24 protein-coding genes and 2 pseudogenes are annotated in these 25,694 nt (G+C 70.7%); 16 read left to right on the top strand and 10 right to left on the bottom strand.

The window, feature by feature from the left end; genetic code table 11:
* Window positions 1–254: 254 nt before the first annotated feature.
* Complete coding sequence (locus ABE488_RS09900; protein WP_346448157.1) at window positions 255–1,541, bottom strand: putative DNA modification/repair radical SAM protein; 1,287 nt, start codon at window positions 1,539–1,541, stop codon at window positions 255–257.
* 378 nt (window positions 1,542–1,919) lie between these two features.
* Between ABE488_RS09900 and ABE488_RS09905 the strand changes: the two genes are divergently transcribed.
* The 6 genes from ABE488_RS09905 (at window position 1,920) to ABE488_RS09930 (ending at window position 8,806) form a co-directional block, all read left to right on the top strand.
* Window positions 1,920–2,564 (top strand): cytochrome C oxidase subunit II, encoded by a 645-nt coding sequence (locus ABE488_RS09905; RefSeq protein WP_346448159.1) that lies wholly within the window; start codon window positions 1,920–1,922, stop codon window positions 2,562–2,564.
* Window positions 2,561–5,104, top strand: coding sequence for a cytochrome c oxidase subunit I (gene ctaD / locus ABE488_RS09910; protein ID WP_346448160.1), 2,544 nt, complete (start codon window positions 2,561–2,563; stop codon window positions 5,102–5,104). Before ABE488_RS09905 ends, ctaD begins: the two co-directional genes overlap by 4 nt.
* The gene (locus ABE488_RS09915) at window positions 5,101–5,466 is read left to right on the top strand and encodes a hypothetical protein (RefSeq protein WP_346448162.1); all 366 of its coding nucleotides are present in this window, start codon (window positions 5,101–5,103) and stop codon (window positions 5,464–5,466) included. Before ctaD ends, ABE488_RS09915 begins: the two co-directional genes overlap by 4 nt.
* Before the next feature lie 19 nt (window positions 5,467–5,485).
* The gene (locus ABE488_RS09920) at window positions 5,486–6,025 is read left to right on the top strand and encodes a DUF2231 domain-containing protein (RefSeq protein WP_346444757.1); all 540 of its coding nucleotides are present in this window, start codon (window positions 5,486–5,488) and stop codon (window positions 6,023–6,025) included.
* A 160-nt stretch (window positions 6,026–6,185) separates the two neighbouring features.
* On the top strand, window positions 6,186–7,856 hold the full coding sequence (locus ABE488_RS09925; protein ID WP_346448163.1) for a diguanylate cyclase: 1,671 nt from the start codon (window positions 6,186–6,188) through the stop codon (window positions 7,854–7,856).
* Entirely contained in the window at window positions 7,853–8,806 is a 954-nt protein-coding gene (locus tag ABE488_RS09930; RefSeq protein ID WP_346448165.1) for a hypothetical protein, read from the top strand. Before ABE488_RS09925 ends, ABE488_RS09930 begins: the two co-directional genes overlap by 4 nt.
* A gap of 76 nt (window positions 8,807–8,882) precedes the next feature.
* Here ABE488_RS09930 and ABE488_RS09935 read toward each other — a convergent pair whose 3' ends face one another.
* Entirely contained in the window at window positions 8,883–9,344 is a 462-nt protein-coding gene (locus ABE488_RS09935; RefSeq protein WP_346448167.1) for a CopD family protein, read from the bottom strand.
* 135 nt (window positions 9,345–9,479) lie between these two features.
* Here ABE488_RS09935 and ABE488_RS09940 point away from each other — a divergent pair, with 135 nt between their 5' ends.
* The 5 genes from ABE488_RS09940 (at window position 9,480) to ABE488_RS09960 (ending at window position 15,205) form a co-directional block, all read left to right on the top strand.
* Window positions 9,480–10,367 (top strand): cytochrome c oxidase assembly protein, encoded by an 888-nt coding sequence (locus ABE488_RS09940; protein WP_346448168.1) that lies wholly within the window; start codon window positions 9,480–9,482, stop codon window positions 10,365–10,367.
* A gap of 101 nt (window positions 10,368–10,468) precedes the next feature.
* Window positions 10,469–11,674, top strand: a complete 1,206-nt coding sequence (locus ABE488_RS09945) for a mechanosensitive ion channel domain-containing protein (protein WP_346448247.1) — start codon at window positions 10,469–10,471, stop codon at window positions 11,672–11,674.
* Window positions 11,671–12,666 (top strand): aldo/keto reductase, encoded by a 996-nt coding sequence (locus ABE488_RS09950; RefSeq protein ID WP_346448170.1) that lies wholly within the window; start codon window positions 11,671–11,673, stop codon window positions 12,664–12,666. The genes ABE488_RS09945 and ABE488_RS09950 overlap by 4 nt, the downstream gene beginning before the upstream one ends.
* A 266-nt stretch (window positions 12,667–12,932) precedes the next feature.
* Window positions 12,933–14,021, top strand: a complete 1,089-nt coding sequence (locus ABE488_RS09955; protein WP_346448172.1) for a BON domain-containing protein — start codon at window positions 12,933–12,935, stop codon at window positions 14,019–14,021.
* Between the two features lie 110 nt (window positions 14,022–14,131).
* Entirely contained in the window at window positions 14,132–15,205 is a 1,074-nt protein-coding gene (locus tag ABE488_RS09960; RefSeq protein ID WP_346444765.1) for an endonuclease/exonuclease/phosphatase family protein, read from the top strand.
* 20 nt (window positions 15,206–15,225) lie between these two features.
* Here the strand turns inward: ABE488_RS09960 and ABE488_RS09965 are convergent, their stop codons facing one another.
* The 4 genes and pseudogenes from ABE488_RS09965 to ABE488_RS09980 form a co-directional block, all read right to left on the bottom strand.
* Entirely contained in the window at window positions 15,226–15,597 is a 372-nt protein-coding gene (locus tag ABE488_RS09965; RefSeq protein ID WP_346448173.1) for a hypothetical protein, read from the bottom strand.
* Window positions 15,598–15,679: 82 nt separating this feature from the next.
* Window positions 15,680–16,234 carry a hypothetical protein gene (locus ABE488_RS09970; protein ID WP_346444767.1) on the bottom strand — a complete coding sequence of 185 codons (555 nt, stop codon included), beginning with the start codon at window positions 16,232–16,234 and terminating at the stop codon, window positions 15,680–15,682.
* A gap of 374 nt (window positions 16,235–16,608) precedes the next feature.
* Window positions 16,609–17,112: pseudogene (locus ABE488_RS09975) on the bottom strand (pyridoxamine 5'-phosphate oxidase family protein); the annotation flags it as partial.
* 87 nt (window positions 17,113–17,199) lie between these two features.
* A complete protein-coding gene (locus tag ABE488_RS09980; RefSeq protein ID WP_346448175.1) occupies window positions 17,200–18,399 on the bottom strand; it encodes an MFS transporter in 1,200 nt (399 codons plus the stop codon).
* Window positions 18,400–18,567: 168 nt separating this feature from the next.
* Between ABE488_RS09980 and ABE488_RS09985 the strand changes: the two genes are divergently transcribed.
* The 4 genes and pseudogenes from ABE488_RS09985 to ABE488_RS10000 all read left to right on the top strand — a co-directional run.
* Entirely contained in the window at window positions 18,568–19,179 is a 612-nt protein-coding gene (locus ABE488_RS09985) for an NAD(P)H-dependent oxidoreductase (RefSeq protein WP_346448176.1), read from the top strand.
* Between the two features lie 49 nt (window positions 19,180–19,228).
* Window positions 19,229–20,020, top strand: coding sequence for a DUF72 domain-containing protein (locus ABE488_RS09990; protein ID WP_346448177.1), 792 nt, complete (start codon window positions 19,229–19,231; stop codon window positions 20,018–20,020).
* 99 nt (window positions 20,021–20,119) lie between these two features.
* The gene (locus tag ABE488_RS09995; RefSeq protein WP_346448179.1) at window positions 20,120–22,948 is read left to right on the top strand and encodes a PAS domain-containing protein; all 2,829 of its coding nucleotides are present in this window, start codon (window positions 20,120–20,122) and stop codon (window positions 22,946–22,948) included.
* A 64-nt stretch (window positions 22,949–23,012) separates the two neighbouring features.
* Window positions 23,013–23,225 (top strand): annotated as a pseudogene (locus ABE488_RS10000) (hypothetical protein); the annotation flags it as partial.
* A 50-nt stretch (window positions 23,226–23,275) separates the two neighbouring features.
* On the opposite strand, the gene ABE488_RS10005 reads toward ABE488_RS10000, so the two are convergent.
* The gene (locus ABE488_RS10005) at window positions 23,276–24,070 is read right to left on the bottom strand and encodes a class III extradiol ring-cleavage dioxygenase (protein WP_346448181.1); all 795 of its coding nucleotides are present in this window, start codon (window positions 24,068–24,070) and stop codon (window positions 23,276–23,278) included.
* A 104-nt stretch (window positions 24,071–24,174) separates the two neighbouring features.
* The gene (locus ABE488_RS10010; protein ID WP_346444778.1) at window positions 24,175–24,306 is read right to left on the bottom strand and encodes a hypothetical protein; all 132 of its coding nucleotides are present in this window, start codon (window positions 24,304–24,306) and stop codon (window positions 24,175–24,177) included.
* Between the two features lie 9 nt (window positions 24,307–24,315).
* On the opposite strand from ABE488_RS10010, the gene ABE488_RS10015 reads away from it, so the two are divergent.
* The gene (locus ABE488_RS10015; RefSeq protein ID WP_346444780.1) at window positions 24,316–24,489 is read left to right on the top strand and encodes an SDR family oxidoreductase; all 174 of its coding nucleotides are present in this window, start codon (window positions 24,316–24,318) and stop codon (window positions 24,487–24,489) included.
* Window positions 24,490–24,537: 48 nt separating this feature from the next.
* On the opposite strand, the gene ABE488_RS10020 is transcribed toward ABE488_RS10015, so the two are convergent.
* Together ABE488_RS10020 and ABE488_RS10025 are read right to left on the bottom strand one after the other, a co-directional pair.
* Window positions 24,538–24,981, bottom strand: a complete 444-nt coding sequence (locus tag ABE488_RS10020; RefSeq protein WP_346444782.1) for a hypothetical protein — start codon at window positions 24,979–24,981, stop codon at window positions 24,538–24,540.
* Window positions 24,978–25,619 (bottom strand): DUF5671 domain-containing protein, encoded by a 642-nt coding sequence (locus ABE488_RS10025; RefSeq protein WP_346448183.1) that lies wholly within the window; start codon window positions 25,617–25,619, stop codon window positions 24,978–24,980. The genes ABE488_RS10020 and ABE488_RS10025 overlap by 4 nt, the downstream gene beginning before the upstream one ends.
* Window positions 25,620–25,694 lie beyond the last annotated feature (75 nt).

Here is a 25,694-nt window from a genome sequence, read left to right on the forward strand (position 1 = left end):
GTCCGAGCGCCCCCACCCAACCCTCCCCCGTGCACGGGGGAGGGCGGCACAGGCGCGTTCGCCGCCGCGATGCGCTCGTCGCCTTCCCCCGCTGACGGGGGAAGGCCGGGATGGGGGCACGCCCACGACACGCTGCGATCGGACAGAGCGCCCCCACCCAACCCTCCCCTGTACGTGGCGTCTTGCACGCTCTGAAGCGCCCATTGGAACGCGAGGGCCTGCGTGGCGCAGAAGGTCCATTGGATCGCAGGCCCTCAGAACAGGCTCGCCTGGCGCGGTTGCGGGGCAAGTTCGCTGCGCAGACGGACGGGATCGTCGAGGCGCTGGCGGGGATGGTGGCCAGGCACGATCACGAACGGCATGACTTTCTTCAACGGCACGCGCAGCCGCGCCAGGTCGTCCAGGCGCAAGGCGCCGTGCGGGCGCGCGGCGATGATCCGCTCGACGTTGCGCGCGCCCAGCCCCGGCACGCGCAGCAGCATCTCGCGCGGCGCGCGGTTGACGTCGACCGGGAAGCGCGTCGGGTTACGCAGGGCCCAGGCGAGCTTGGGATCGACGTCGAGATCGAGCATGCCCGCTTCGGTGCCGTCTTCAGCCGGCGCGCCCTCGGCGGCAGGTTCGGGCGCGATCTCGTCGACATCGAAGCCATAGAAGCGCAGCAGCCAGTCGGCCTGGTAGAGCCGGTGTTCGCGCAGCAGCGGCGGCGCCTGCAGCGGCAGCGTCTTGGAGGCGTCGGGAATCGGGCTGAAGGCCGAGTAGTAGACGCGGCGCATGCGATAGGTGCCGTACATGCGGCTGCTCGATTCGAGGATGCGCCGATCGTTGGCACCGTCGGCGCCGACGATCATCTGCGTGCTCTGTCCGGCAGGCGCGAACCGCGGCGCCTTGGCGCGGCGCACGCCTGCGGCCTGGCGCTTGGCGCGGCGCGCCTCCTTGTCCTCATCGATGCGCCACTTGAGTTCGCCCATCGCGCCGTGGATGCCGGCATGGGTTTTCTCCGGCGCCAGTGCCGACATGCCGGCCTCGGTCGGCAGCTCGATGTTGATGCTGAGCCGGTCGGCGTAGCGGCCGGCTGCGGCGAGCAGTTCGGGCGCGGCGTCGGGAATGGTCTTGAGGTGGATGTAGCCGGCAAAGCGATGATCCTGCCGCAGACTGCGCGCGACCTCGACCAGTTGCTCCATCGTGTAGTCGCCATTGCGGATGATGCCGCTCGACAGGAACAGCCCTTCGATGTAGTTGCGCTTGTAGAAATCCAGGGTCAGGTCCACGACCTCCTGGGTCGTGAAGCGTGCGCGGCGCACGTTGCTCGACACCCGGTTGACGCAGTAGGCGCAGTCGAACACGCAGAAGTTCGTCAGCAGGATCTTGAGCAGCGACACGCAGCGGCCGTCGGGCGTGTACGAATGGCAGATGCCCATGCCCTCGGTGCTGCCGATGCCGCCGGTCTTCGACGAGTCGCGCCGGTTCGCGCCACTCGACGCACAGGAGGCGTCGTACTTGGCGGCGTCGGCGAGCACAGCGAGCTTGTCGGTCAGGTTCACCGGCGGACCGTGACAGGTCCATGTCTCAATCCGTGAGACGGCATCGTCACCGCGCTGAACGCAGATCGATGCGGCGTCTTCGACGCCGCGCGGCCCGGCGCCTTTCGACATCCCGGCCACCGCAGAAGCGCATTCACATCGCGTGGCCGCCGCGATCGATAGCGTGCAGCGCGGGTCTGTCGATCAACACGACCGCGGCGCGTATCTCCTAGGGGCGGCATCATCGAGCATCGGAACCGACAACCACGGCGCCTTCGCGCCCGCATCGCCGCCGGCGTCGCACTGAGCGGCCTTGCGCTGGCCGGCTGCGCCGGTCCGCAATCGGCGCTCGACCCCGCCGGCCCGGCCGCGGCGCAGATCGCCTTCGGCTGGTGGCTGATGGCCGGCGCGTTCACGATGGTCTGGGCGCTCGTGCTCGTGCTGTTGTGGCGTGCGCTGCGCCGCCGCGAGGCCGGCCAGGCGCTGAAGCAGCCCGAACGCCTGGTCGTGTGGGGCGGCCTGGTGCTGCCGACGCTGGTGCTGACCGCGCTGCTGGTCTACGGCAGCCTGACCAGCGCGCGGGTGACCGGGGTCGGCGTGGAACCGGACATGGTCGTCGAGGTCACCGCGCGGCAATGGCAATGGCATTTCCGCTATCGCGATGCCGACGACGCGGTGCTGGGCGAGAGTGTCGACGCGCTGGCGATGCCGCTGGGCCGGATGGTCGAGTTCCGCATCACCAGCGATGACGTGATCCACAGCTTCTGGGTGCCTCGGCTCGGCGGCAAGATCGATGCGATCCCCGGGCGCGTCAACGTCCTGCGCTTGCGCGCCGACGCCGCGGTGCCGATGCGCGGCCAGTGCGCGGAGTTCTGCGGCCTGGAGCACGCACGCATGCTGTTTCCGGTGCGGGTGATGGAGGCCGCGGCGATGCCCGCGTGGCTGGCGGCCCAGCCGCCGGCGCGGGCCGACGAGCCCCCGTCGGCGCAGGCCCCGGCCGGGCGCGCGCCGCCACGTCACCGCGCCTCGGAGAACGTGCTGTGAGCGGCGGCCTGGGGCCCGATCCGGTGCTGCCCTCGCCCGGCGATCACCTGCGCCACGCCGAGCGCCTGGCACTGCTCGAGCGTGTGTGGTCGAACGGACGCGGTCTGGTCGGCCAGCTGACCGCGGTCAACCATTCGACGATCGCGATGCGCTTCATCGTCACCGGCTTTGCGTTCCTGCTGATCGGCGGGATGCTGTCGATGTTCATCCGGCTGCAGTTGGCCTGGCCGGGCCTGCAGGTGCTCGACCCGGCGCGCTATGCGCAGTTCGTGACCATGCACGGCACGACGATGATGTTCCTGTTCGCGGTGCCGATCATGGAAGGCTTCGCGATGTACCTGATCCCGAAGATGCTCGGCTCGCGCGACCTCCCGTTCCCGCGGCTCTCGGCGTTCGGCTGGTGGTGCTATCTGTTCGGCGGCTTGTTCCTGTACTCGAGCTTCCTGTTCGGCAGCGTGCCCGACGGCGGCTGGTTCATGTACACGCCGCTGACCGATGCGACCTACTCGCCGGGCAAGGGTGCGGATTTCTGGTTGATCGGCGTGACGTTCGCCGAGATCGCGGCGGTCACCGCGGCGGTGGAGCTGATCGTGGCGATCCTGATCACGCGCGCGCCGGGCATGGATCTCACGCGCATGCCGGTGTTCGCCTGGGCGGTGCTGGTGACCGCCTTCATGATCGCGTTCGGCTTTCCGCCACTGATCCTGGCCAGCCTGCTGCTGGAGATCCAGCGCGCGTTCGACTTCGCGTTCTTCGAGGTCGCGCGTGGCGGCGATCCGCTGCTGTGGCAGCACCTGTTCTGGCTGTTCGGCCATCCGGAGGTCTACATCATCTTCCTACCGGCCGCCGGCGTGGTGTCGATGGTGGTGCCGACGTTCGCCCGCCGCCCGATCGTGGGCTACACCTGGATCGTGTTGGCGCTGGTGGCGACGGGCTTTCTGAGCTTCGGACTGTGGGTGCACCACATGTTCGCGGTCGGCATCCCATTGCTGGCGCTGGCGTTCTTCAGTGCGGCGAGCATGATGGTGGCCATCCCGACCGGCATCCAGGTGTTTGCGTGGATCGCCACGCTGTGGTCGGGCAAGCCATGGCTGCGCGTGCCGATGCTGCACATCGTCGGCTTCTTCGTGGTGTTCGTCTGCGGCGGGCTGACCGGGGTGATGCTGGCCTTCGTGCCGTTCGACTGGCAGGCGCACGACACCCATTTCGTCGTCGCGCATCTGCACTATGTGCTGATCGGCGGGCTGATGTTCCCGATGTTCGCCGGGCTCTACTACTGGCTGCCGCTGGCGAGCGGACGCATGCCCTCCGAATCGCTGAGCCGCAGCGGCTTCTGGCTGGTGTTCATCGGCATGAACCTGACGTTCCTGCCGATGCACCTGACCGGTCTGGTCGGGCTGCCGCGGCGCGTCGACAGCTATGCGATGGAGCTGGGCGTGCACTGGCTCAACCTGGTCTCCACCGCGGCCGGTTTCGTCCTCGCGGTCGGCGTGATCGCGATCCTGATCGACGTCGCGCTGTGCTTCGTGCTGGGGCGCCGCGCCGAGGCCAACCCCTGGCAGGCCGGCACGCTGGAATGGGCGCTGCCGCGGCCGGTGCCGGCGTACAACGTTGCCTCGGTACCCGAGGTCGGCGATCGCTACCCGCTATGGCACCGTCCGGCGATCGCCGATGAGATCGCGCGCACCGACGGCCTGCTCGGCGAGGCGCACGACGGGCGACGCGAGCTCCTGGGCACAGGCATCCAGTCGGCACGCCCCGAGCAGGTGATCCGGGTCTCGACCTCGACCTGGCTGCCGCTGCTCGCAGCGCTGTCCATCGGGGCGGTGCTGACCGGCTTCATCACCTCGCAATACTGGCTGTCGGTGCTGATGCTGATGCCGCTGATCGGGTTGTTTCTGGTCTGGGCCTGGACCACCGGCGACCGCCATGCGCCGGCGTCGATCGAGGTCGCGCCGGGGCTGACGCTGCCGACCCAGGCCGCGGCGCGCAACGCGCCGGGCTGGTGGGCGCTGGTGGCGACGCTGCTGATCGATGGCTCGCTGTTCGCCTCGCTGGTCTTTGCGTACTTCTATCTGTGGCTCAACGCTCCGGCGTGGCCGGCTGGCGGGGCGCAGCTCGCGGCCTGGACGCCGACGCTCGCCGCGCTGGCGGCATTGGCGGTGCCGTTGCTGTCGGCATGGGCCGCGCCGCGCGCGCTGCGCGCCGGACACCGCGGCAGCGCGATCGCCTGGCACGCGGCCGCGCTCGTTGCCGGCGCCGGGTTTCTTGCGCTGCACCTGCCGGCGATCTGGCAGTCGACCGGGGCGCCGCAGGTCCACGCCTACGCGTCGGTGGTCTGGACGCTGACCGGCTTCCACGCGGTGCACGTGGTCGTGGCGATGCTGATCGGCGGCTTCGTCGCGCTGCGCATCCATCGCGGCCATGTCGACGCCGTGCGCAGCCTGGAGTCGCGCGTGGCCGCCGGCTTCTGGCGGTATGCGGTCGGCCAGGGCGTGGTCGTCTGGGGCGTGCTGCATCTGTTCCCGAGGTGGCTATGAACCGGCCCGACGATCGCCTGGGCCTGACCCGCATGGCCGCGCCGCTGGCGGTCTGGGCACTGCATTTCGTCGTCGTCTACAGCCTGCAGGGCTTGGCCTGCGCACGCGGACTGGGCCGCACGCCCGTCGCCGGACTCGAGGCCATGACCTGGGCGCTGTGGGGGCTGACGCTGCTCGCGCTGCTGGGCATCGCGTGGTCCGGCCGTGCGGCCTGGCGCGCGCGACGCATGGCCGCGCCGACCCGCCCTGCCGGCGACCGGCGGCACTTCCTGCCTCTGCTGACCGCGCTCGTCGCGCTGGTCGCCGCGATCGGGGTGGGGTTCACCGCGCTGCCGGTCGCGCTGCTGCCCACCTGCGCCTGACGCGCCCAACGAGGACCCGATGCGCAAGGATCTGAAACAGCCCGTCCCACGGACCCAGAGCCACACGGTCGAAAGCGTGCTGGCGATCGCCAAGCACCCGATCCACCCGATGCTGGTGACGTTCCCGATCGCATTCCTGTCGATGGTCGTCGTCGCCGACGGCCTGTATCTGTGGCTGCGCACGCCGTTCTGGGCGGAGCTGGCGTTCTGGCTCAACGTCGGCGGGCTGGGATTTGGCGTGCTCGCCGGGATCGTCGGCACGATGGACATGATGTCGATCCGTGTGGTGCGCCGACACGTCTCGGCCTGGAACCATTTCATCGTCGCGGTGATGGTGCTGGCGATGGCGGCGCTTGGCGTGTGGCTGCGCCTGCCCGACCCGGTGGCCGCGGTCTGGCCCTGGGGCCTGCTGTCGTCGGCGGTGATGGCGCTGCTGGTGGCCGTCGCCGGCTGGCTCGGCGGCACGCTGAGCTTCCGCCATGGCGTCGGTGTGTACGGCGATGAGGAGCCGGAGACGCCGAAAGGCCGCGATATGGAGAAGAAACCACCGACGGCGTGACGACGGCCGATCGTCGTGGCGCCGGCACGCCGATCGTGCAGCCCTGCCGCAACAGACTGAATGCGGATCGACGCGCACGCCCCCCTGAAGGCCCTGCGCGAGCGCGGAGCCTGCGATATTCTCCCGACTCACGGGGAGCACGCGGCACAGGCGCATGGGGATGGTGGCTCGTTGGGCAGCGGCGGTCCTGCTGTGGGCGTGCGCGACCGCCGCATGCGCGCAGGCATGGACGCTGCAGCGTCTGGAGACGACGGCCGGCATTGATGCGCCGCCTGTGGACACGGCCGATGCGCTGCGGCCCAACCGGCCGGACGTGCTGTTCGAGCGCGAGCGCGGCGGCGTCTGGTGGAAGCTGACCAGCCGGATCGACTTCCCTGCCGACGAGGCGCCCAAGCTGCTGCTGTCCACGCCATTCCTCAACGAGATCGAGGCCTGGCCGCCAGGCGCGACCGCGCCCTCGCGGTACGGGGTCTACGGTGCGTATGCCGACGACCGCTATTCGCCGCGCGCGCTGGTGATCGACCTGCCCGACGGCCTGCGCGCGGGCGATGCGGTCTGGCTGCGGGTGATCGCCAAAGGCTCGATTCCGATGCCGGTCGACATCGCGCCGCTGGCCCAAGTGCAGCGCGATGATCTGCGTTATGCCTACCGGCGGGCCTTCAGCCTGGGCGCGACGACGGTGCTGCTGTTGCTGGCGGCGGCCTTCTGGCTGCGCCTGCGCGAACGTGCGCACCTGTACTTCGCCGCCAACCTGACCTGCGTGCTGATCTACCTGCTGGTCCTGGGCGGCGAAGCCCGCGACATCCCACTGCTGGACGCGGCGTTCGGCCGCTCGCTGCAGCCGCAGCGGGTCCTGGCCTCGCTCGGCGGCCTGTTCGCGATCCTGTTCCAGGCGCGCTATCTCGACGTGGACCGCCATCTGCCCAGGATCGCGATCGTGCTGCGCGTGTGCGCCGGCGCGATGGCGGCGATCGCGTGCGGGCACGCGCTGTTCGACAGCCGGCTGTTGTCCTATCTGGGCAACCTCGGACTGATGGTGTCGTCGGTGATCCTGCTGCTGATCGCCTGGGTCCAGGCTTGGCGCGGCCAGCGCGAGGCGCGGATCCTGTCGATCGCCTGGTTGCCACTGCTGGGGTTCTGCATCCTGCGCACGCTCGAACTGATGGGCGCCTGGAATGCACCGGCGTGGGTGGGCAGCGGCATGGACCTGGGCCTGGCGACGTCCGGCCTGCTGCTGACGCTGGGCTTGGCCGATGCGATGGTCGAGCTGCGCCGAGATCGCGACCGCGCCAGCCATCTGGCGATGGTCGACGGGCTGACCGGCATGGCAAGTCGCAGCGCGATCGAGCAGCGCCTGGCCCAGGAGATCGCACTGGCGGACGCGCGCGCGACGCCGCTGTCGGTCGCGTTCATCGACCTCGACCGCTTCAAGGCCATCAACGATCGCCATGGCCATGCGTTGGGCGACGAATGCCTGCGCATCGTCGCCGCCCGGGCCCGCAACCGCCTGCGCGAGCGCGACGCGCTCGGTCGCTACGGCGGCGACGAACTGCTGGCCGTCCTGCCCGGCGCCGACCTGGTGCAGGCCGAGGCGACGGCGCAGGCGATCTGCACGGCCGTCCGCACCCATCCGCTCTCGGCCGGGGAGCAGACCCTGCCGCTGTCGCTGAGTATCGGCGTGGCGCAGTTCGCGGCCGGCGAGTCGATGGCAGCGCTGCTCGCGCGTGCCGACGCCGCGCTGTATGCCAGCAAGAGCGGCGGCCGCGATCGCGTCACGTCCGCCCCAGCCCCCGTTGCCCTTCCTGCCGCCTACACGGACGCCCGCGCATGACCCAGACGAACGCCGCCCCGACACCGCCCCCCGCCACTGAACAGGACCTGCTGCCAGGCGACATCCTGCTGATGCTCAGCAGTGGCCAGTTGTCCACGCTGATCGCCTGGTGCGGCGACAGCATCTACAGCCATGCGGCGATCGTCGCCGACCAGGGCGACCTGATCGAGGCCGCCGCCTCGGGCGTGCGCCGGTATCCGCTGGCGCAGCGGCTGGTCGACACCGCCGAGATCGTGCTGCTCGACGCCTACCGTCCGCTCGCGCACGACGGCAGTCCGCTCGACGACGCCGACCGGGCCAGCGTGCTGGCCAAGGCCGAGTCGATGCTCGGCATTCCCTATCCGGTCGATGCGCTGGCGTTTCTCGGCGTGGTCGTCGCGGTCCGCGGCAAGTGGCCGCAGAACTGGCTGGCACGCATCGTCGTGCGCGAAGCGCTCGACCACCTGATCCACGACAACCCGAGCCACATGATCTGCAGCGAGGTCGTCTATCGTGCCCTGGCCGAATGCGATGTACAGCCGGTCGGCCGGCTCGCACCGCGCATCGTGATGACCGGGCCGACGCACCTGCCGTTCCCCAAGATCGATGCCAAGGCGCTGCTCGAGGAGGTCTGGGGGTTGCTGCATCCGCAACGCCAGCAGGCACTGGCGGCGATCCGCGCACACCTGCAGACCGATCCGCAGGCCGCGACCCCGCCGCTGCAGGGCGCGCCGGCCGACGCGGCGCTGCGCGAGCGAGCCAACACTGTGCGCGACCGGCTCGGTCTTTCGGACCTGCCGATCACCACCAGCGTCGACGATGCCGGCGCCTTGCTCGAAGAAGCGACGCCCCAGACGCCTGCCCGGGCGATCCCGCATCCCAATCCGAAGCTGGTGATGCCGCTCGATCTGGCCAGTTCGCCGTCGCATACCCAGATCGGTCGCCTGCTGCAGGCCAACACCAGCCCGTGACGGGCCCCGGTGCGCCCTGCATCGGGGCGCACCGGCGGACAGATTGCCCGCCCGCCGTGACGCCTGTGTTCGGCGATCAGTTGGAAGAGGCCGGCGCCTGCGGCGGTGGCGGCAGATCGCCGACCGTGCGCGGCTTGGCGCCGGTCAGCGCGGCGATCGACAGCAGCAGCACCAGCGGTACCCAGCCGATCGCGCGGTAGAACATCGGCCCATGGTGGTCGCGGTCCTGGCCCAGTTCGTAGAGCAGCAGGCCGAAGTACAGATGCAGCAACACCGCCGCGGCAACGACGACCAGCTTGAGCACCAGCCAGGCGCCGCTGGGGCCGAACGCGATCAACACACCGCCGACGACGACGGTCACCAGCGCGGCCGGCGTCATGACGCGGAAGAACAGCGTATTGGTGACCGGATTCCAGAACGCGGGATCGGCATCGATCTCGCGGCGATGCCGCGCCACGAACAATCGCGGCAGGAAGAACAGCCCGGAAAACCAGACCGTCATCGCGAGGATGTGCAGCACCTTGAGCCAGAAGTACACCGGCGACTCCGGGGCGGGGATCCAGGCAGCCTAGGGCGTCGTCGGTCAAGCCGACGTGGGCGACGGTCCGCGCCGCATCGATAGGCACCGACGGCCCCCATCGTCGCGACCTGGCCGCTGCTAGGCTTGCCGGCGATGTCGCGCTTCATCCGCCGCTGTTGGGTCCTCATTCCCGCCTGCGCCGCCACGGCGGCGATCGCCACCGTGCCCGAGGGGCCGCCGCCCACACTCGCCAGCGCATGGACGCTGTCGCCTTGGACGCTGCTCCCGCTGCTTGCACTCGCCGTGCTGTACGCACGCGGGCTGACGCGGCTGTGGCACCGCGCCGGCATCGGACGCGGCGTGTCGCGTGGCGAAGTCGGCGCGTTCGCAGCCGGCATGCTCGCGCTGGGGGCGGCGATGGTCTGGCCGCTGGACGCATTCGCCGCCTATGCGCTGTCGGCGCACGTGGCCCAGCACATGACCCTGCTCGCGTTGGCGCCGCCGCTGTTGCTGGCCGGCCGCCCGTTCGCGATCGCCGCCGCCGCGTTGCCGGGGCGCTGGGCCGCGCGTCTGCACCGCCGTCTGCATCGGCCGCTGTCGTCGCTGGCCACAGCGCTCGCGCCGGCGGCGGTGATGCACGGCGCGACGATGTGGCTGTGGCATCTGCCGGGGGCGACCGCGGCCGCCCTTGCCGATACCGCCCTGCACCGCGCGATGCACGCCAGCTTCCTGGTCGCGGGCGTGTGGTTCTGGGCGGCGGTGTGGCGGCGGCTGCGCGCCCCCGATGCCGGCGCCGTCGGCGGGCTCGTCGCCTTGGTGGCGGTGATGATGCAGATGGGCTTCCTCGGCGCGCTGCTGACCTTCGCACCGCGGCTGCTGTATCCGGTCTACACCGATCGCGCGCTGCTGGTGGGGCTCGATCCACTGCGCGACCAGCAACTGGCCGGGCTGTTGATGTGGGTGCCCAGTTGTGTGCCGTACATCGTGGTCGGCCTCTGGCTGGTCGTTGCCCTGCTGCGCCGGATGCGACAACGCGGCTGAAGCGCAGCGGCGGCCCGCAGCATGCACGCGCCGCCCACTCCACATGCCATCGACCCACGCTCGGGCAGGATCGCCGCTTCATGTTCCGACGCGGAGGCGAGATGACGCTGGACTGGAACTACCTGTCCGCCGTGGCCTGGCCGCTGGCGGCGGCGTTGCTGCTGGGCCTGATCGTGCACTGGGCGCTGCGCGCGCTGCGCCGCACCGCGCGCCGCCATGCGCAGGACTACTTGCGCGCGCGCATCGCCCAGATGGTCGCGACCCCAGCCGCGATCGCCTTGCCGCTACTGTTCCTGGCGATCGCACTGAACTACACGCCGCTCGACCCCGACCTGGTGCGGTCGCTGCGTCATGGGCTCGGGATCGGCGGCATGCTGTGCCTGACGTGGCTGCTGGCCCGCGTGGTCGGCGCAATCGAAGCGCGCATCCTGCGCGAGCATCCGGTCGACATCGAGGACAACCTCGCGGCGCGGCGCATCCAGACCCAGACCCGCGTGATCAGCCGCGTCGTGCAGGGCACGGTGATCCTGGTCGGCGTGGCGCTGGCGCTGATGACGTTTCCGCAGGTGCGCCAGGTCGGCGCCGCGCTGCTGGCCTCGGCCGGCATCATCGGCCTGGTCGCAGGCATCGCCGCCCAGCCGGTGTTCGGCAACCTGATCGCCGGCCTGCAGATCGCACTGGCCCAGCCGATCCGGCTCGACGACGTGGTCATCGTCGAAGGCGAATGGGGGCGCATCGAAGAGATCACCTCGACCTACGTGGTCGTGCGGATCTGGGACGAGCGTCGCCTGGTGGTGCCGCTGCAGTGGTTCATCTCCAATCCCTTCCAGAACTGGACGCGTACCAGCGCGCAGTTGCTCGGCACCGCGTTCCTGTGGCTCGACCACCGCGCGCCGATCGCGACGATCCGCGCGGAACTGCAGCGGCTGTGCGAGGCCGATCCGCGCTGGGACCGCCGCGTGTGCGTGACCCAGGTCACCGAGACCGACAAGCACACGATCGAGGTCCGCCTGCTGGTGAGCGCGCGCAACTCGGGCGAGCTGTTCGATCTGCGCTGCGCGGTACGCGAAGGCATGCTGGCGTTCCTGGCCGCCCATCATCCCGAAGCGCTGCCGCGACTGCGCAACGACGTCGAGGAGGTCGGCGCGCAACGGCCACGGCCTGCGCAGCCGGCGCCCGACCATGCCGATACCCGCTCGCCCGGCGCCGAGACCGTGACCGCCGCCGACCGCGAAGCCGAGGCGGCACGCGACGCCGCGGCCGCCCCCTCGCCTCCCCTTTCCCCCGACCCTGGAGCCACAGCATGAAGACCCGTCAACTCGGCCTCGGCGGCCCCGCCGTTTCGGCCATCGGCCTGGGCTGCATGGGCATGAGCGCGTTCTACGGCGGACGCGAAAGCGACGCCGATGCCATCCGCGTCATCCACCATGCCCTCGATCAGGGCATCACCCTGCTCGACACCGCCGACATGTACGGCCCGCACACCAACGAATCGCTGGTCGGCCGTGCGTTGCAGGGCCGCCGCGACGACGCGTTCGTGGCAACCAAGTTCGGCATCCGGCTCAATCCCGACGACCCGCAGGCGCGCAGCGTCGACGGGCGTCCGGAGTACGTGATCGCCGCCTGCGAGGCGAGCCTGTCGCGGCTGGGCATCGAGACGATCGACCTGTACTACCAGCACCGTGTCGATCCCCAGGTGCCGATCGAGGACACCGTCGGCGCGATGGCGCGCTTGGTCGAGCAGGGCAAGGTCCGTCATCTCGGCCTGTCGGAGGCGTCCGCGCAGACCTTGCGCCGCGCCTGCGCGGTGCATCCGATCACCGCATTGCAGAGCGAGTACTCGCTGTGGTCGCGCGACCCCGAGACCACCGGCGCGCTGGCCGCCTGCCGCGAACTGGGCGTGGGCTTCGTCGCCTATTCCCCGCTGGGCCGGGGCTTTCTGACCGGCACGATCCGCACCCCCGAGGACTTCGAGGCCGACGACTACCGCCGCCATTCGCCGCGCTTCCAGGGCGAGAACTTCGACCGCAATCTGGTGCTGGTCGAACAAGTGCAGGCGATCGCGCAGGACTACGGCGTCACGCCCGGCCAACTCGCGCTGGCCTGGGTGCTGGCCCAGGGCGAGGACATCGTGCCGATCCCAGGCACCAAGCGCGTGGGCTTTCTCGACGAGAACATCGCCGCGCTCGCCATCGGGCTGACCGATGACGACCTGGCCCGCATCGATGCGATTTTCCCGCCCGATGCCGCCGCCGGCACGCGCTACCCGCAAGCCGGTATGGCCGCACTCGGCCGTTGAGGACGAGCGTTCCGATCGCCGCCGCGCCACGGAATTGCCGCGGGAATTTGACGCCTCGCGAACGCGCCCGCGCGCACCGTCGCGTGACGGCATCGCCCCGACGCCCGTGCCACCGCGGCGTCGGGCGCTCCTGATCTCAAGGAAATGCCGCACGGCCGGCCGCCCAGGTGGGCGGCGCATCCCGCACACGGGTGTCTTTCGGCCGTTCCACGGGCACCGCCTCCGGTGCGCCGCCGCCATCGCCGCCCGTCGGCGAGGAGACTGCGATGCACGACCGCAAAGACGACATCCCCGGCACCTCGGAAATGAAGGCCTTCGGCGAAGAGCTGCTGGCCACGGGTGCGCGCTACATCGACGCCGGCAGGCGCTGGCTGAGCGAGAGGAGAGACCAGATGGCTTCCCGAGACGGCGACGAAGGTCGCCATGGCCCCGGCCCCGGCAGTGGACGCCGCGCCTACCGCGACGCGCCCTATCGCGGCGAAGCCGGCGGCGACGCCGGTTACGGCGATCCGGCAGGAGCCCAGCAGCACGCCTGGCGCCGCCAGCAGGGTCCGCACGGCGGCCACGACGCCCGTGATCACCCTGGCGAGGGCTACGGCGCAGGTGCGCCCTACACCCAGTTTTCACGCGACCGGCATCCCGACGACGCGCGGGGCGGCAGTGGCCGCGCCTACGGTGCTGGGGGTGGCGGTGGCGACCTGCGCGACGGCGACGACCACCTATCGGACTGGGGGCATCGCGCCCCGCACTGGTTCAACGAGGTCGACCACCTGGGCGGCGCGCCCGATTTCGCGCATTTCGGTGCCTACGACCGCGAGGGCCGTGTCGGCCGGGCGACAGCGCGCGGCGATGCCGGGCGAGCGCCGGGACGCGGCTGGCGTGGCGTCGGCCCGAAAGGCTACGTCCGCTCCGATGCGCGGATCACCGAGGACATCTGCGAACGGCTCACCCACAGCGACGAAATCGATGCCCGCGAGGTCTCGGTGCGGGTCCACGAGGGCATCGTGACGCTCGAGGGTCACGTCGAGCAGCGCTGGACCAAGCACCGCATCGAGGACATTGCCGAAGGCTGCGCGGGTGTGAAGGATGTCGAGAATCGCCTTCGCGTGCGCGACGCAGGACGCTGGCAGCCCGGGGGCGACACGGCCCCGGCCACTTCGGGCCGCGATGCATCGGGCAGTGCTTCCTCGACCGGGGCCTCGACCTACGTGCCGCCCGCAGCCGGCCCCGGCGCGGCAGGTCCGCTGTCGACCGCGGCGCGCCAGCATGACACCGGCCACCGCCATGGCGAGCCGGCGTCCGGCACGCAGCGCGGTGCCGGTACGCCGACGCAAGGCGACGCGGGCACGCGCTGACGGCCGTCTGCCGGGCGCCGATGCCTGCCAGTGCCATCGGCCCGCGCCGCATTCACATCGGCGCGGGCCGACATCGCGGATAGTCCGGCCTCCCTCCCGCCGGCCCGTCCATGCTGACTCCCGTGTTCGCGACCGCCACGATGGTGCTGGCGATCGCCACCCTGATGCCCACCATCCGCAGCGGCGCGTGGTGGATCCGCGGTCTCGATTTCCCGCGTCTGCAACTGCTGGTGCTTTCGATCGCCGTGCTGGTGGCCCAGATGGTGTTGCAGCCGATCGACGATGCGTGGACCACCGCGATCGTAGTCGTCAATGCCGGCTGCGTGCTTTGGCAGGCCTGGTGGATCGTGCCCTACACCCGGTTGCGGCGGCCGGAGGTCAGTGATGCGCCCGCCGATGCGCGCCCGCGCATCCGTCTACTCGCCAGCAACGTGCTGATGCACAACCGCGACACCGCGCCGTTGGTGGCGCTGGTGCGCGAACACCGCCCCGACGTGTTGATTGCGGTGGAGACCGACCGGCACTGGGAGCGCGCGCTCGACGGCCTGGAGGACCTGCTGCCGCATGCGCTGCGCTGCCCGCTCGACAACCTGTACGGCATGCATCTGTACACGCGCCTGCCGCTGCACGATGCCAAGGTGCGCTATCTGGTCGAGGACGACATCCCGTCGATGCATGCCACGCTCGAGCTCGATAACGGCCAGCGGGTCGTGTTGCATGCCCTGCACCCGCGCCCGCCGAGCCCGACCGAAGCCGACAGTTCGCAGGACCGCGACGCCGAACTGGTGCTGGTCGGGCGCGCAGCACGCGAAGCCGAACACCCGGTGATCGTCGCCGGCGACCTCAACGACGTGGCGTGGTCGCGGACCACGCGCCTGTTCCGCAAGGTCAGCGGTCTGCTCGACCCCCGTATCGGGCGCGGCATGTACAACACCTTCCACGCACGCCTGCCGGGCCTGCGCTGGCCGCTCGACCATCTGTTCCACAGCCGGCACTTCACCCTGGTGGGCATGCGCCGGTTGCCGGCGATCGGCTCGGACCATTTCCCGATCCTCGTCGAACTGGCTCTCGCGCCCGGCCGCAATCGACGCGACGCCGGCCTGTCACCGGATGCACAGGCGCGTACCGATGCGCAGGCCGCGGTCGACGGCGCCGATCCCAACGACACCGCAGCGCCACGCTGATCGCAGCGTAGGCGGCTGCGTCAGCGATCCAGCCGTGCGCGCAGGTCGCGCAGATCCTGGCGGGCGATGTCGCGCAGCGTGGCGTCACGCCAGGCCTGCGCCGCATCCGGGCCAGCCTGCGCGCTACGGCGCTCGTACTCAGGCTGCATCTGCTCGATCCGCAATGCGCGGATGCGCCGGTACTCGGCTTTCAGCGATGAGGCGCGCCGGATCGGCCACGACTCCCCGATCGGCTGCGCCCACGGTTGCGGCTCGATGGCCACCGTGGCGACCGCATCGGCCTGGACCGCTGCGGCACCATCGCCGGCCCAGGCCGGCGACCCACAGGCCAGCGCGAGCAACGCGGTGGGCACGGCCCAGCGCTGCGCACGTCCACCGACGATCTCGTCCATCGCACCCTCCACGCGCTGGCGATGATGCAGACGCTAGCACCGAATCGGGGACGGTGGTGTGCACAGGGTACGGGCCGCGTGTTCAGGCGCCGGGGCGCAGGTCCAGTCCCAGTGCATGGCCGAGGGTGCGCACGCCATCGTCGTCGTCGCGCAGGGCCATCGCCCCGGCGAAGGTGTCGTCGCCGGTCTCCCAGGTCCACAGCGTATAGCCGGCGACTCGCAGTTGATCGTAGGCGGCACCAAGCAGTGCCGACGGCGGGACATCGACCAGTGCGTCGGCATCGGTGGGGTCTTCCAGGTCCCAATCGATCTCCACGCGGAACCGCGCGGCCAGTTCCACCAGCGCCTCGATCAGCGCGACACGGTCGTCCTCGGCAATCCGAAAGCTGGCCCGCCAGTCAGTGACCGCTCCGAGCGCCTCGCGCACTGCATCGGCGTCCGGGTCGGTCGGCAGCGCGTCCTGCCAGGCAAGGAATTGCTGGCGCGCCGCCTCCTCGTCGCCCGGATTGATCAGCAGCAGCCACTGCCAGGCGATCGCCTCGAGGTCGGCCTCCGGGTCGTCCTCGGCATCGGTGCGGCCATCGGCGAGGAACGCGAAATTGTCGTCGGGATCGAACTCGGTCTCGGGCAGGGACATGGGCGGACGGATCGGGGTTGGGGGCGTGCAGTGTGCCGCTGCTGCGGCCGGGCTGCAGCCCCCGCGCCGAAGCCGGTTCAGCGCATCGGACGCTTGGACGTGCCGGCCGTCTTCCTGGCCGGCGCCTTGGTCGCGGCCGTCCGGCCGGTCGTCCTGACGGCGGCCGTCTTCTTCGCGCTCGTCTTGGCTGCGTTCGCCGTCCTGGCGGCCTGCTTGGTCGTGGCTTGCTGCGGCGCCGCCTTTTTCGCCGTGCTCGTGTGCGTCGCGGACTCGCTGGCGGCTGCCCGCTTCGTGGACGACGCCTTCGATGTCGTCCGGGCCTGATTGCCGCGCGCCTTGCGCGACGGCGGCGGGCGCGAGGTCTTGCGCTCGCCGCGCAGGTCGACGATGCGGTTCTCGCCCATCGCGTCCTTGCGCTTGGTCACCCGCGCGGTGGCGAACGCGATCGCCTTGCCGATCAGCGTGCCGGGCGCGTCCCAGTACTCGGCGGTGTGGGCTTCGACCTCGACCAGGGCGAGATTCGGATCGTCGATACCGCCCGGGAAATACGCCTTGAGCGCATCGTTCCAGAACGCCACCACCTTGGCGCGATCGCCGCTGATCCGCGCCTGGCCCGAGACCGACACATAGGTGTTGCGGCGCTGCGAGGCATAGGCCAGGTTGACGTTGGGATTGCGCGCGATCTCGTCGATCTTCGGACTGTCGGCAGCGACGAAGAACCAGATCCGCTCGCCGTCGAACTGCGCCTTCTGCGTCGATAGCGGACGGCTGACCAGCGCACCGCTGCGGGCGACGGTGGTGAACATCGTGATGTCGATATCGTCGATCAGCGACGCGATCGTCTTCGCGTCCTCGTCGGCCTTGCTGGGCGATGCCATCGGGTACTCCGCATGTCGGGGGTCGGCGTCGAGTGTCGAGGTCGGCCAGCGCCGCGAACGTGAAGGCCGCACGCAGCGCGCGATCCGCTAGCCCGCGGTCGCCACCGGCTGCCGCCGCTCGTCGCGCCGCGCCCAGGCGTAGATCAGCAGACCGGCCGTGGCCGTCGCTGCGCCTACCCACCCGGTCGAGGTCCAGCCCAGGCCTGCACTGATCGCCAGTCCGCCCAGCCATGGACCGAGCGCATTGGCGGTGTTGAACGCGGCGTGGTTGGACGCCGCCGCCAGTGTCTGCGCATCGCCGGCCACATCCATCAGCCGGGTCTGCAGGACCGGCGCCAGTGCCCCCATCGTGCCGAGTGCGACCACGGCCGGCAGGATCGACCACGTCGCCTGCGCCGCCAACGGAAACAGCAGCAGCACCAACAGCGACCAGCCCAGGATCACCGCCGCGGCGCGGAACTGCAGCCGGTCGAACAGCCAGCCGCCGGCCACGTTGCCGATGATCGCCCCGACGCCGAACGCCGCCAGCGCCACCGGAATCCAGGTCTCGGCGACGCCGGTCACCTCGATCAGCGTCGGCGCCAGGTAGCTGAAGACGCAAAACATGCCCGCAAAACCGATCGCGCCGATCGCCAGCGCCAGCCAGACCTGGGAGCGGTTGAACGCGCGCAACTCGCGCATCGGCGATTGCCCGGGTGCCACGGGATCGGGCGCGAGGAAACGCGCCACCAAAACGACAGTGAGCAGCGCGATCGCCGCCACCAGCGCGAACGTCCAGCGCCAGCTCGACAACTGCCCGAGCCAGGTCGCCAGCGGATTGCCGACCAGGATCGCGATCGACAGTCCCAGCAGCACGCGGCTGACCGCCGTGCCGCGCTGGTCGGGCCGGCTGATCGACGCGGCGACCAGCACCGCGGTGCCGAAGTAGGCGCCGTGCGGCAGGCCGGCGACGAAACGCGCCACCAGCATGGCCAGGTAGTTGGGCGCCAGCGCAGTGGCCAGGTTGCCCACGGCATAGAAGCCCATCAGCGCCAGCAGCAACGTGCGCCGCGGCAGGCGCGCGCCGAGGATCGCCAACAACGGCGCGCCGACGACCACGCCGAGCGCATAGCTGCTGATCAGATGGCCGACCTCCGGTTCGCTGACGCCGAATGCGCGCACCAGATTGGGCATCAGCCCCATCATCGCGAATTCGCTGGTGCCGATCGCGAACCCGCCCAGGGCGAGCGCGAACAGGATCGGTGTGGCGGCGTGGCTGGGCAGCGGCGCGGGCGAGGCGCTGGCCATTGCAGGTCTCCGGCAAGGACGACCGGGCATTATGTTGCATCGCAGCATGAACCCGAAGCTTGGCATCGGGCGACGGTGCATGCGCGTTCATGCAGGTCGGCACCGACGACGCCGCCTGTACGGCCGGACGTCGAGAGTGGCGCGACCGCCCGCTCTGCGAGTCGCCCCATGACGCTTTCCGCCTTCGGCCTCAACTGCACGCTCAAGTCAGGCGACGCCCCCTCCTCGACGCAAAGAATGCTCGACGCTGTCTTGGCCGCGCTCGCGCGGCACGACGTGCGCACCGACAGCGCGCGCGTGGCCGACTTCGATGTGCGCCCCGGCGTGACCGCCGACGAGGGCGCAGGCGACCAGTGGCCGCAACTGCGCCGCCGCATCATGGACGCGCAGATCCTGGTCCTGGCCACGCCGATCTGGATGGGGCATCCCTCGAGCCTGGCCCAGCGCGTGCTCGAACGGCTGGACGCAGTGCTCGGCGAGATCGACGACGACGGCGTCTATCCGACGTTCGGCAAGGTCGCCATCGCCGCCGTCGTCGGCAACGAGGATGGCGCCCACTTCGTCCATTCCCAGCTCTATCAGGGCCTGGCCGACGTGGGCTTCACGCTGCCCGGCGGCGCGCCGCCGTACTGGGTCGGCGAGGCGATGGGCAGCACCGACTTCAAGGATCTCGACCCGATTCCCGACAAGGTCGACGAGACCATCCGCACGGTTGCCAGCAACGCCGCGCACCTGGCGCGCCTGCTGGCAGAGCGTCCCTATCCCAAGCCCAAGCGCTGACGCGGTCGCCGCGCGTAGCGTCCGGTCAGGCGCCTGCGAGGACATCGGCATGGCCCAGGTCTGCGTCCATCCGCCCCGGGCCGCACCGCGGATCGGCTGCGCCGGCTGGTCGATCGCCTCGCGCGATGCCGCACTGTTCGACGACGGCGCCAGCATGCTGGCGCGCTACGCCACGCGCTTCGACCTGGTCGAGATCAATTCCTCGTTCTATCGACCGCACCGACGGGCGACCTACGAACGCTGGGCGGCGAGCGTTCCGGCAGGGTTTCGCTTCAGCGCGAAGTTGCCGCGCACGATCACCCACACGCACCGGCTGCGCAGCTGCGGCCCGCTGCTCGACGCTTTCCTCGAAGCGGCGACCGGGTTGGGCGAGCGGCTCGGCTGCCTGCTGGTGCAACTGCCCCCCAGCCTGGCGTTCGATGCGCGCAGCGCCACGACGTTCCTGGCGATGCTGCGTCGGCGGTGGGCAGGCGGGCTGGCCTGCGAGGTCCGGCATGCCAGTTGGCTGACGCCGCGGGCCGAGGCGCTGCTGCAACGCCACCGCGTGGCGCGCGTGGCCGCCGACCCGGCACGGCATGGCGCCGATGCCCGGCCCGGCGGCGACTCGACCCTGGCCTACTGGCGCTGGCACGGCGCGCCGCAGATCTACCGCAGCGCCTACGACGCCGCGGCCATCGATGCGCTGGCCGCGGCCATCGGCGAGCGCCCGGCGAGCCGCCATTGGGTCGTGTTCGACAACACCGCCGCCGGTCAGGCCACCGGCAATGCGGTCGCGCTGCAGGACCGCCTGCTGGCGGGACCGGTCGCCGGTGACGCGCCTTCGGCGCGCCGACGCAGGTGACGACACCGGCCCGGGGGCTGCGCCGTGTCGCGGTCGTCATCCCCTCACGACCGGTGCCTGTGGCAGGATGCGGCCCGTCCCGAGTTGCGCGCCCCGCTGTTGAACCCGCCTGCCGCCTGTGCTGCCACCGTCGATTTCCTGCCCTCGCATGGCGAGATGGCGGGACGCATCGCTGCGTTCGACTGGTCGACGACGCCGCTGGGACCGCTGGAGCACTGGCCGCAGTCGCTGCGCACGACAGTGGCGCTGATGCTCGACTCCCGGTTCGCGATGTGTCTGACCTGGGGCCCGGAGCTGACGTTCCTCTACAACGACGCCTATGCCCCGATGCTCGGCGCCAAGGAGGCCGATGCGTTGGGCCGGCCGATCGCGCGGATCTGGCCGGACGTCTGGGACGACATCCTGCCGCTGATCGAGCAAGCGCTGGGCGGCACGGCCACCTCGCACGAGGACATGCCGCTGACGATGCTGCGCCACGGTTATCCCGAGGAAACGTATTGGACGTTCTCCTACACCCCGGTGCGCGACGAGCAGGGACGGATCCCGGGCTTTCTCAACATCACCACCGAAACCACGCACAAGGTCCTCGCCCAGCGGCAACTCGCCGCCGAGGCCGAACGCCTGGGCCGGCTGTTCGACCAGGCACCGAGCTTCATGGCGCTGCTGCGCGGTCCCGAACATCGCTTCGAGCTGGCCAACCCCGGCTACCGGCGACTGGTCGGCGACCGTGAACTGATCGGCCGCACCGTCGCCGAGGCGCTGCCCGACGCCGTCGAGCAGGGATTCAAGGCGCTGCTCGACGATGTCTACACGACCGGCCGCACGTTCTCGGCCAGCGGCGCCCGCTTCGTCGTGCAAGCCACCGTGGGCGGACCATCGGTCGAGCGCTATCTCGATTTCGTCTATCAGCCGATCACCGACGAGCGCGGCGTGATCGGGATCTTCGTGCAGGGCGTGGACGTGACCGCGCGCGCGCTCGCCGACGACGCCCTGCGCGAACGCGAGGCCGAGCTGCGCACACTCAACAGCGACCTGGAACGCCAGGTCGTCGCCCGCGCACGCGAGCGCTCGCTGACCTGGCAGGTCACGCCCGACCTGCTGGCGGTCATCGATGCCGACGGCTGCATGGAAACGACCAATCCAGCGTGGGAACAGGTGCTGGGTTGGCGCGCCGAGGAGTTGGCCGGCCGGCCGTGGTGGGCGTTCGTCGACACGGACGACCACGACGTCACCCGCAGCGTGCTCGACACCCTGCGCGCCGGCAAGCCGGTCCTGCGCTTCGAGAACCGGTGGCGGACGCGCGGCGGCGGCCTGCGTACGTTGTCATGGGTGGCCACGCCCGAGGGCGGGCGCGCCTATTGCAGCGCCCGTGACGTCACCGACATCAAGGCCGCCGCCGACGCGCTGACACGCTCGCAGGCGCAGCTGCGTACCCTGTTCGAGACGAGCTACCAGCTGCAAGCGATGTGCACGCCCGACGGCACGCTGACCGACGCCAACCGCACCGTGCTCGACGCGATCGGCGCGCACTTCGACGACATTGTCGGCCGGCCGCTGTGGGAAACGCCCTGGTTCTGCAACACGCCGGGCGTGCCCGAGCGCGTACGCGACCTGTTCAACGAGGCGACCGCCGGCGGCACCGCGCGCGCCGAGATCGAAGTCGAACTGGCGTCGGGACGGCGGACCCATGATCTGTCGATCCGGCCGATTCGCGACGCCAACGGGCGGATCATCTCGGTCGTCCCCGAAGCGATCGACACCACCGAGCGGCGGCGAGTCGAGGAGGCGTTGCGCCAGTCGCAGAAGCTCGAGGCGATGGGCCAGCTCACCGGCGGCGTCGCGCACGACTTCAACAACCTGCTCACGCCGATCTTCAGCGCGCTCGAACTCGCCGCAGACCCCGATGCGCGTCCGGAGCGCCGCGAGCGCATGGTCGCCGTCGCCCAGCGCTCGGCCGAACGCGCCGCGACGCTGGTGCAGCGCCTGCTCGCGTTCGCGCGGCGGCAACCGCTGCAGCCGATCGACGTCGAGGTCGGCCCGCTGGTCGCGGGCATGGCCGAATTGATCGGCAGCTCCAGCAGCCCGCGCATCAGGCTGACGCTCGACATCGCAGACGACCTGCCCCCCGCAATCGCCGACCCCAACCAGCTCGAGATGGCGCTGCTCAACCTGAGCGTCAATGCCTGCGATGCGATGCCCGACGGCGGCGTGTTGACGCTGGGCGCGCGCAATGCGCAGATCGATCACGAGACACATGCCGAAGGGCTGGCCCCGGGCGACTATGTCGTCGTCTCGGTGGCCGACACCGGCCATGGGATGGACGAGGCGACGCGCGCACGCGCGATCGAGCCGTTCTTCTCGACCAAGGGCATCGGCCGCGGGACCGGCCTGGGCCTGTCGATGGCGCACGGCCTGGCCTCGCAGCTCGGCGGCCAACTGGCGATCGCCAGCGCCCCCCAGCAGGGCACGACCATGGAACTCTGGCTACCGGTGGGCACCCGCCGCGCGGCCGCGAACGCAGACAGCAACGAGGACGATGACGTGGATACGACAGACGAACACCGCGGGACCGCGCTCGTGGTCGATGACGAGGACGCCGTGCGCATGTGCACCGCGGATGCGCTCGACGACATGGGATACCGCGTGATCGAGGCCGGCTCGGCCGAGGAAGCGCTGGCCGCGCTCGAGAGCGGCCTGGCGCCGGACGTACTGGTCACCGACCACCTGATGCCCGGCATGACCGGCGCCGAGCTGGCTCGGACCGTGCGCGACCGCCTGCCGGGAACGGCGGTGGTCATCGTCTCGGGGTACACCAGCATGGCCGAGTTCGACGCGGGCCTGACGATCCTGGGCAAGCCGTTCCGCCAGCAGGAACTCATCGCCAGCGTCGAGGCCGCGACCGCCGCGCTGCAGTCGGCGGTGGCCTGAGCCACAACCGCCGGCGCGCATCCGACGCCCGGCGCATTGCGGCCGCACGATGACAGGGCCGGCCCTGCAACGGTACGCGAACCGCCACGGTGACAGCGGCGTCACCGCCTACGCGATCGACGACGACGCGATCGCGGTCGAGTTCGGGCACGGCCCGGTCTACGTGTACAGGCGGCGGGACATCGGCGCGCGGCACTTCGCGGCGCTGTGCGCGGCAGCGCACGCCGGCCGTGGGTTGTCGACCTGGATCAGCCGGCACGTGCAGTCGCACTACGCGGCGCACTTCGACGACCGCGCTGCCTGGCGCGCCTGGCGGTGGGCCGCGCCTCAGGCCCCGCTGGCGCCATCGAAGCGGTAGAGGTCCATCGCCAGGAACCCCATGTCGATGCCAGCCTCGATGCGCTGTGCGCCGAGCCGGTCGCCGCCGGCCGCGCCCATCGCCACGAACAGCGGCAGCAGATGCTCGTCGGTCGGATGCGCCTGGGCCGCGAACGGCGCCTGCCGACGATAATCAAGCAACGCCGGCAGATCGTCGGCGCGCAGCCGCGCTTCGATCCAGTCGGTGAACGGCCGCACATACGGCGCCTCGCTGCCGTCACTGCCGCGCCAGTCGTGCAGGTTGTGGGTGATGCTGCCCGAGCCGACCACCAGCACGTCCTGCGCGCGCAACGGCGCCAGCGCGCGACCGAGCGCGAGGGCATGCGCCGGCCCGAGTGCGGGCTGGATCGACAGCGGCACCACCGGGATGTCGGCCTCGGGATGGAGCAAGCGCAGCGGCACCCAGACGCCATGATCGAGACCGCGCTGTGGATCGACCTGGGCAGGGAGCCCGGCCCCCGCCAGGCGCGCGGCGATGTCCTTCGCGAGCGCCGGGGCGCCCGGCGCCGGATAGCGCAGGGCATAGAGCGCCTCCGGAAAGCCGCCGAAGTCGTGGACGGTCTCCGGCTGCGCGGCACCGCCGACCCGCGGCCGCACCGCCAGCCAGTGCGCCGACGCCACGACGATCGCGCGTGGTCGCGGCAGGTCGCGCGCCAGTTCGGCCAGCCGCACGCCGACACGACCGGGCGAGAGCGCGGTCATCGGCGAGCCGTGGGAGACGTACAGTGCGGGCAGCGGGGACATGGGATGCACCTGGGAGCGGGATCACGCCTCACGATGGGCGCGGCCCCCGATGCACGGAAGCGGCACCGCCACGATGCATCGTCGCAGCCATGCAACGCTCGCCGTCAAGCCGCCCGCTCGGCGACGATCCCCTCAGGCAGCGCCTGCAGGTCGGCCAGGTGTCCGGACCCTGCAGGCATGCGTTCGTCGGAAGTCATCAGGACGGTCAGCGCCAGCGTCGGCACGATGAACAGCATCCGCCCACCGTGCGGGCGTTCCTGGACTGTATGCCGCTCGGCCGACTCGGCGAGCCGGTCGATATCGCGCGTGCGGTGCTGTTTCTGGCCAGCAACGACGCCGGTTTCGTTACCGGCGTGAACCTGCCGGTGGACGGCGGCGTGTCGGCCTCGAACGGGCAGCCGCTGTTCGAGACCGACTGAGCGCAGTCGCACGCGTCCGGCGGTCGCCGGCCGCTCAGCACAACAGCGCTAGTCGGCAGGCACGGCCTGCGCTGCCGGCAGCTCGACCCGCCGCTCGAAGCAGCCCTCGCCAGTTCCGTGCGGCCACTCGGCGCGCAGCCCGGGTTCGACCTGGCGCAACGGATCGCGGTTGTCGGTCGCAAAATGCGCGCACAGCTGCAGACGGCCGGGCGCGAGGACGCGATAGCCGTAAGGAGCGCCAGTGCCCGGGTCCGCGCGGCGCAGGTCGGGCGCATCGATCGCCGCCAAAGTGTCGGGCAGAACACCGTCGCGTTCGAGTTGGTGCGCGGCGGCCTGCTCGATCCGCCGCAGGTCGTGCACACGCGCGGCATCCATGCGTGCCTGCCGCTGCGCGGACGGCGAGCCGATCAGCAACAGCGCGGTCGCAACGGCGGCCACGCTCGCCACGCCGCCAGCGACGATCAACGCCCGGCCCAACATCGTCGCGCTCACGACACCGCCTCGTCGCCGCGCAGATCGAGCAAGTAGAACGTGAATACCGCGCCGGCGATCGCGCCGACGACCGCGACCTTCAGCACGAAGCGCACGGTCAACTCGCCGCCCAGCACGTTGTAGACCAGCGCGATCGCATCGCCGATCAGCACCGCCGCCGCCAGGAACAGCGTTATGTAAGTCAGCCAGCGTCGCACCGGTGACAGCCGTTTGAGCGGATCACGCGCCAACTCGCGCGAGAGCTGATGCGCGAGCCAGGCGAACGCAGGAAAGGCGATCAGCAGCGCGGCCGATGCGCTGCGCATCGACGCGCCCATCCGCTGCACCCGATACTCGGGATCGGTGGGATCGGGAAACGCGTAAGCGATCAGGTCGAATGTCAGGCTGCCCAGTTGCCAGACCCAGACGTAGAGCGTGGCGAACAGCAGCAAATACCAGAACGCATCGCGCGCCGACAGCGATGGCTGCGGCCGCGGCACCGGCACGACGAACGGCACCGTGGACCAGGCGCGCAGCGCACCGTCGATCTGCGCCTGCGGCCAACCGGCGGCCGCCAGTGCCTCCGCGGTCTGCGCACGGGTCGCGCCATGCGCCAGCGCGTCGCGCACGCAGGCGTCCAATGCCGGGTTCGATGCCATCGCGGTCCTTGTCCGCCTTTGCCGACGGCACTCTAGCAGCCCGCAGACGCCCTCGTTCATATCCGGCCGCGCGGC

The sequence above is a fragment of the Luteimonas sp. TWI662 genome (genome assembly GCF_039673825.1).
Classification (GTDB): domain Bacteria; phylum Pseudomonadota; class Gammaproteobacteria; order Xanthomonadales; family Xanthomonadaceae; genus Luteimonas.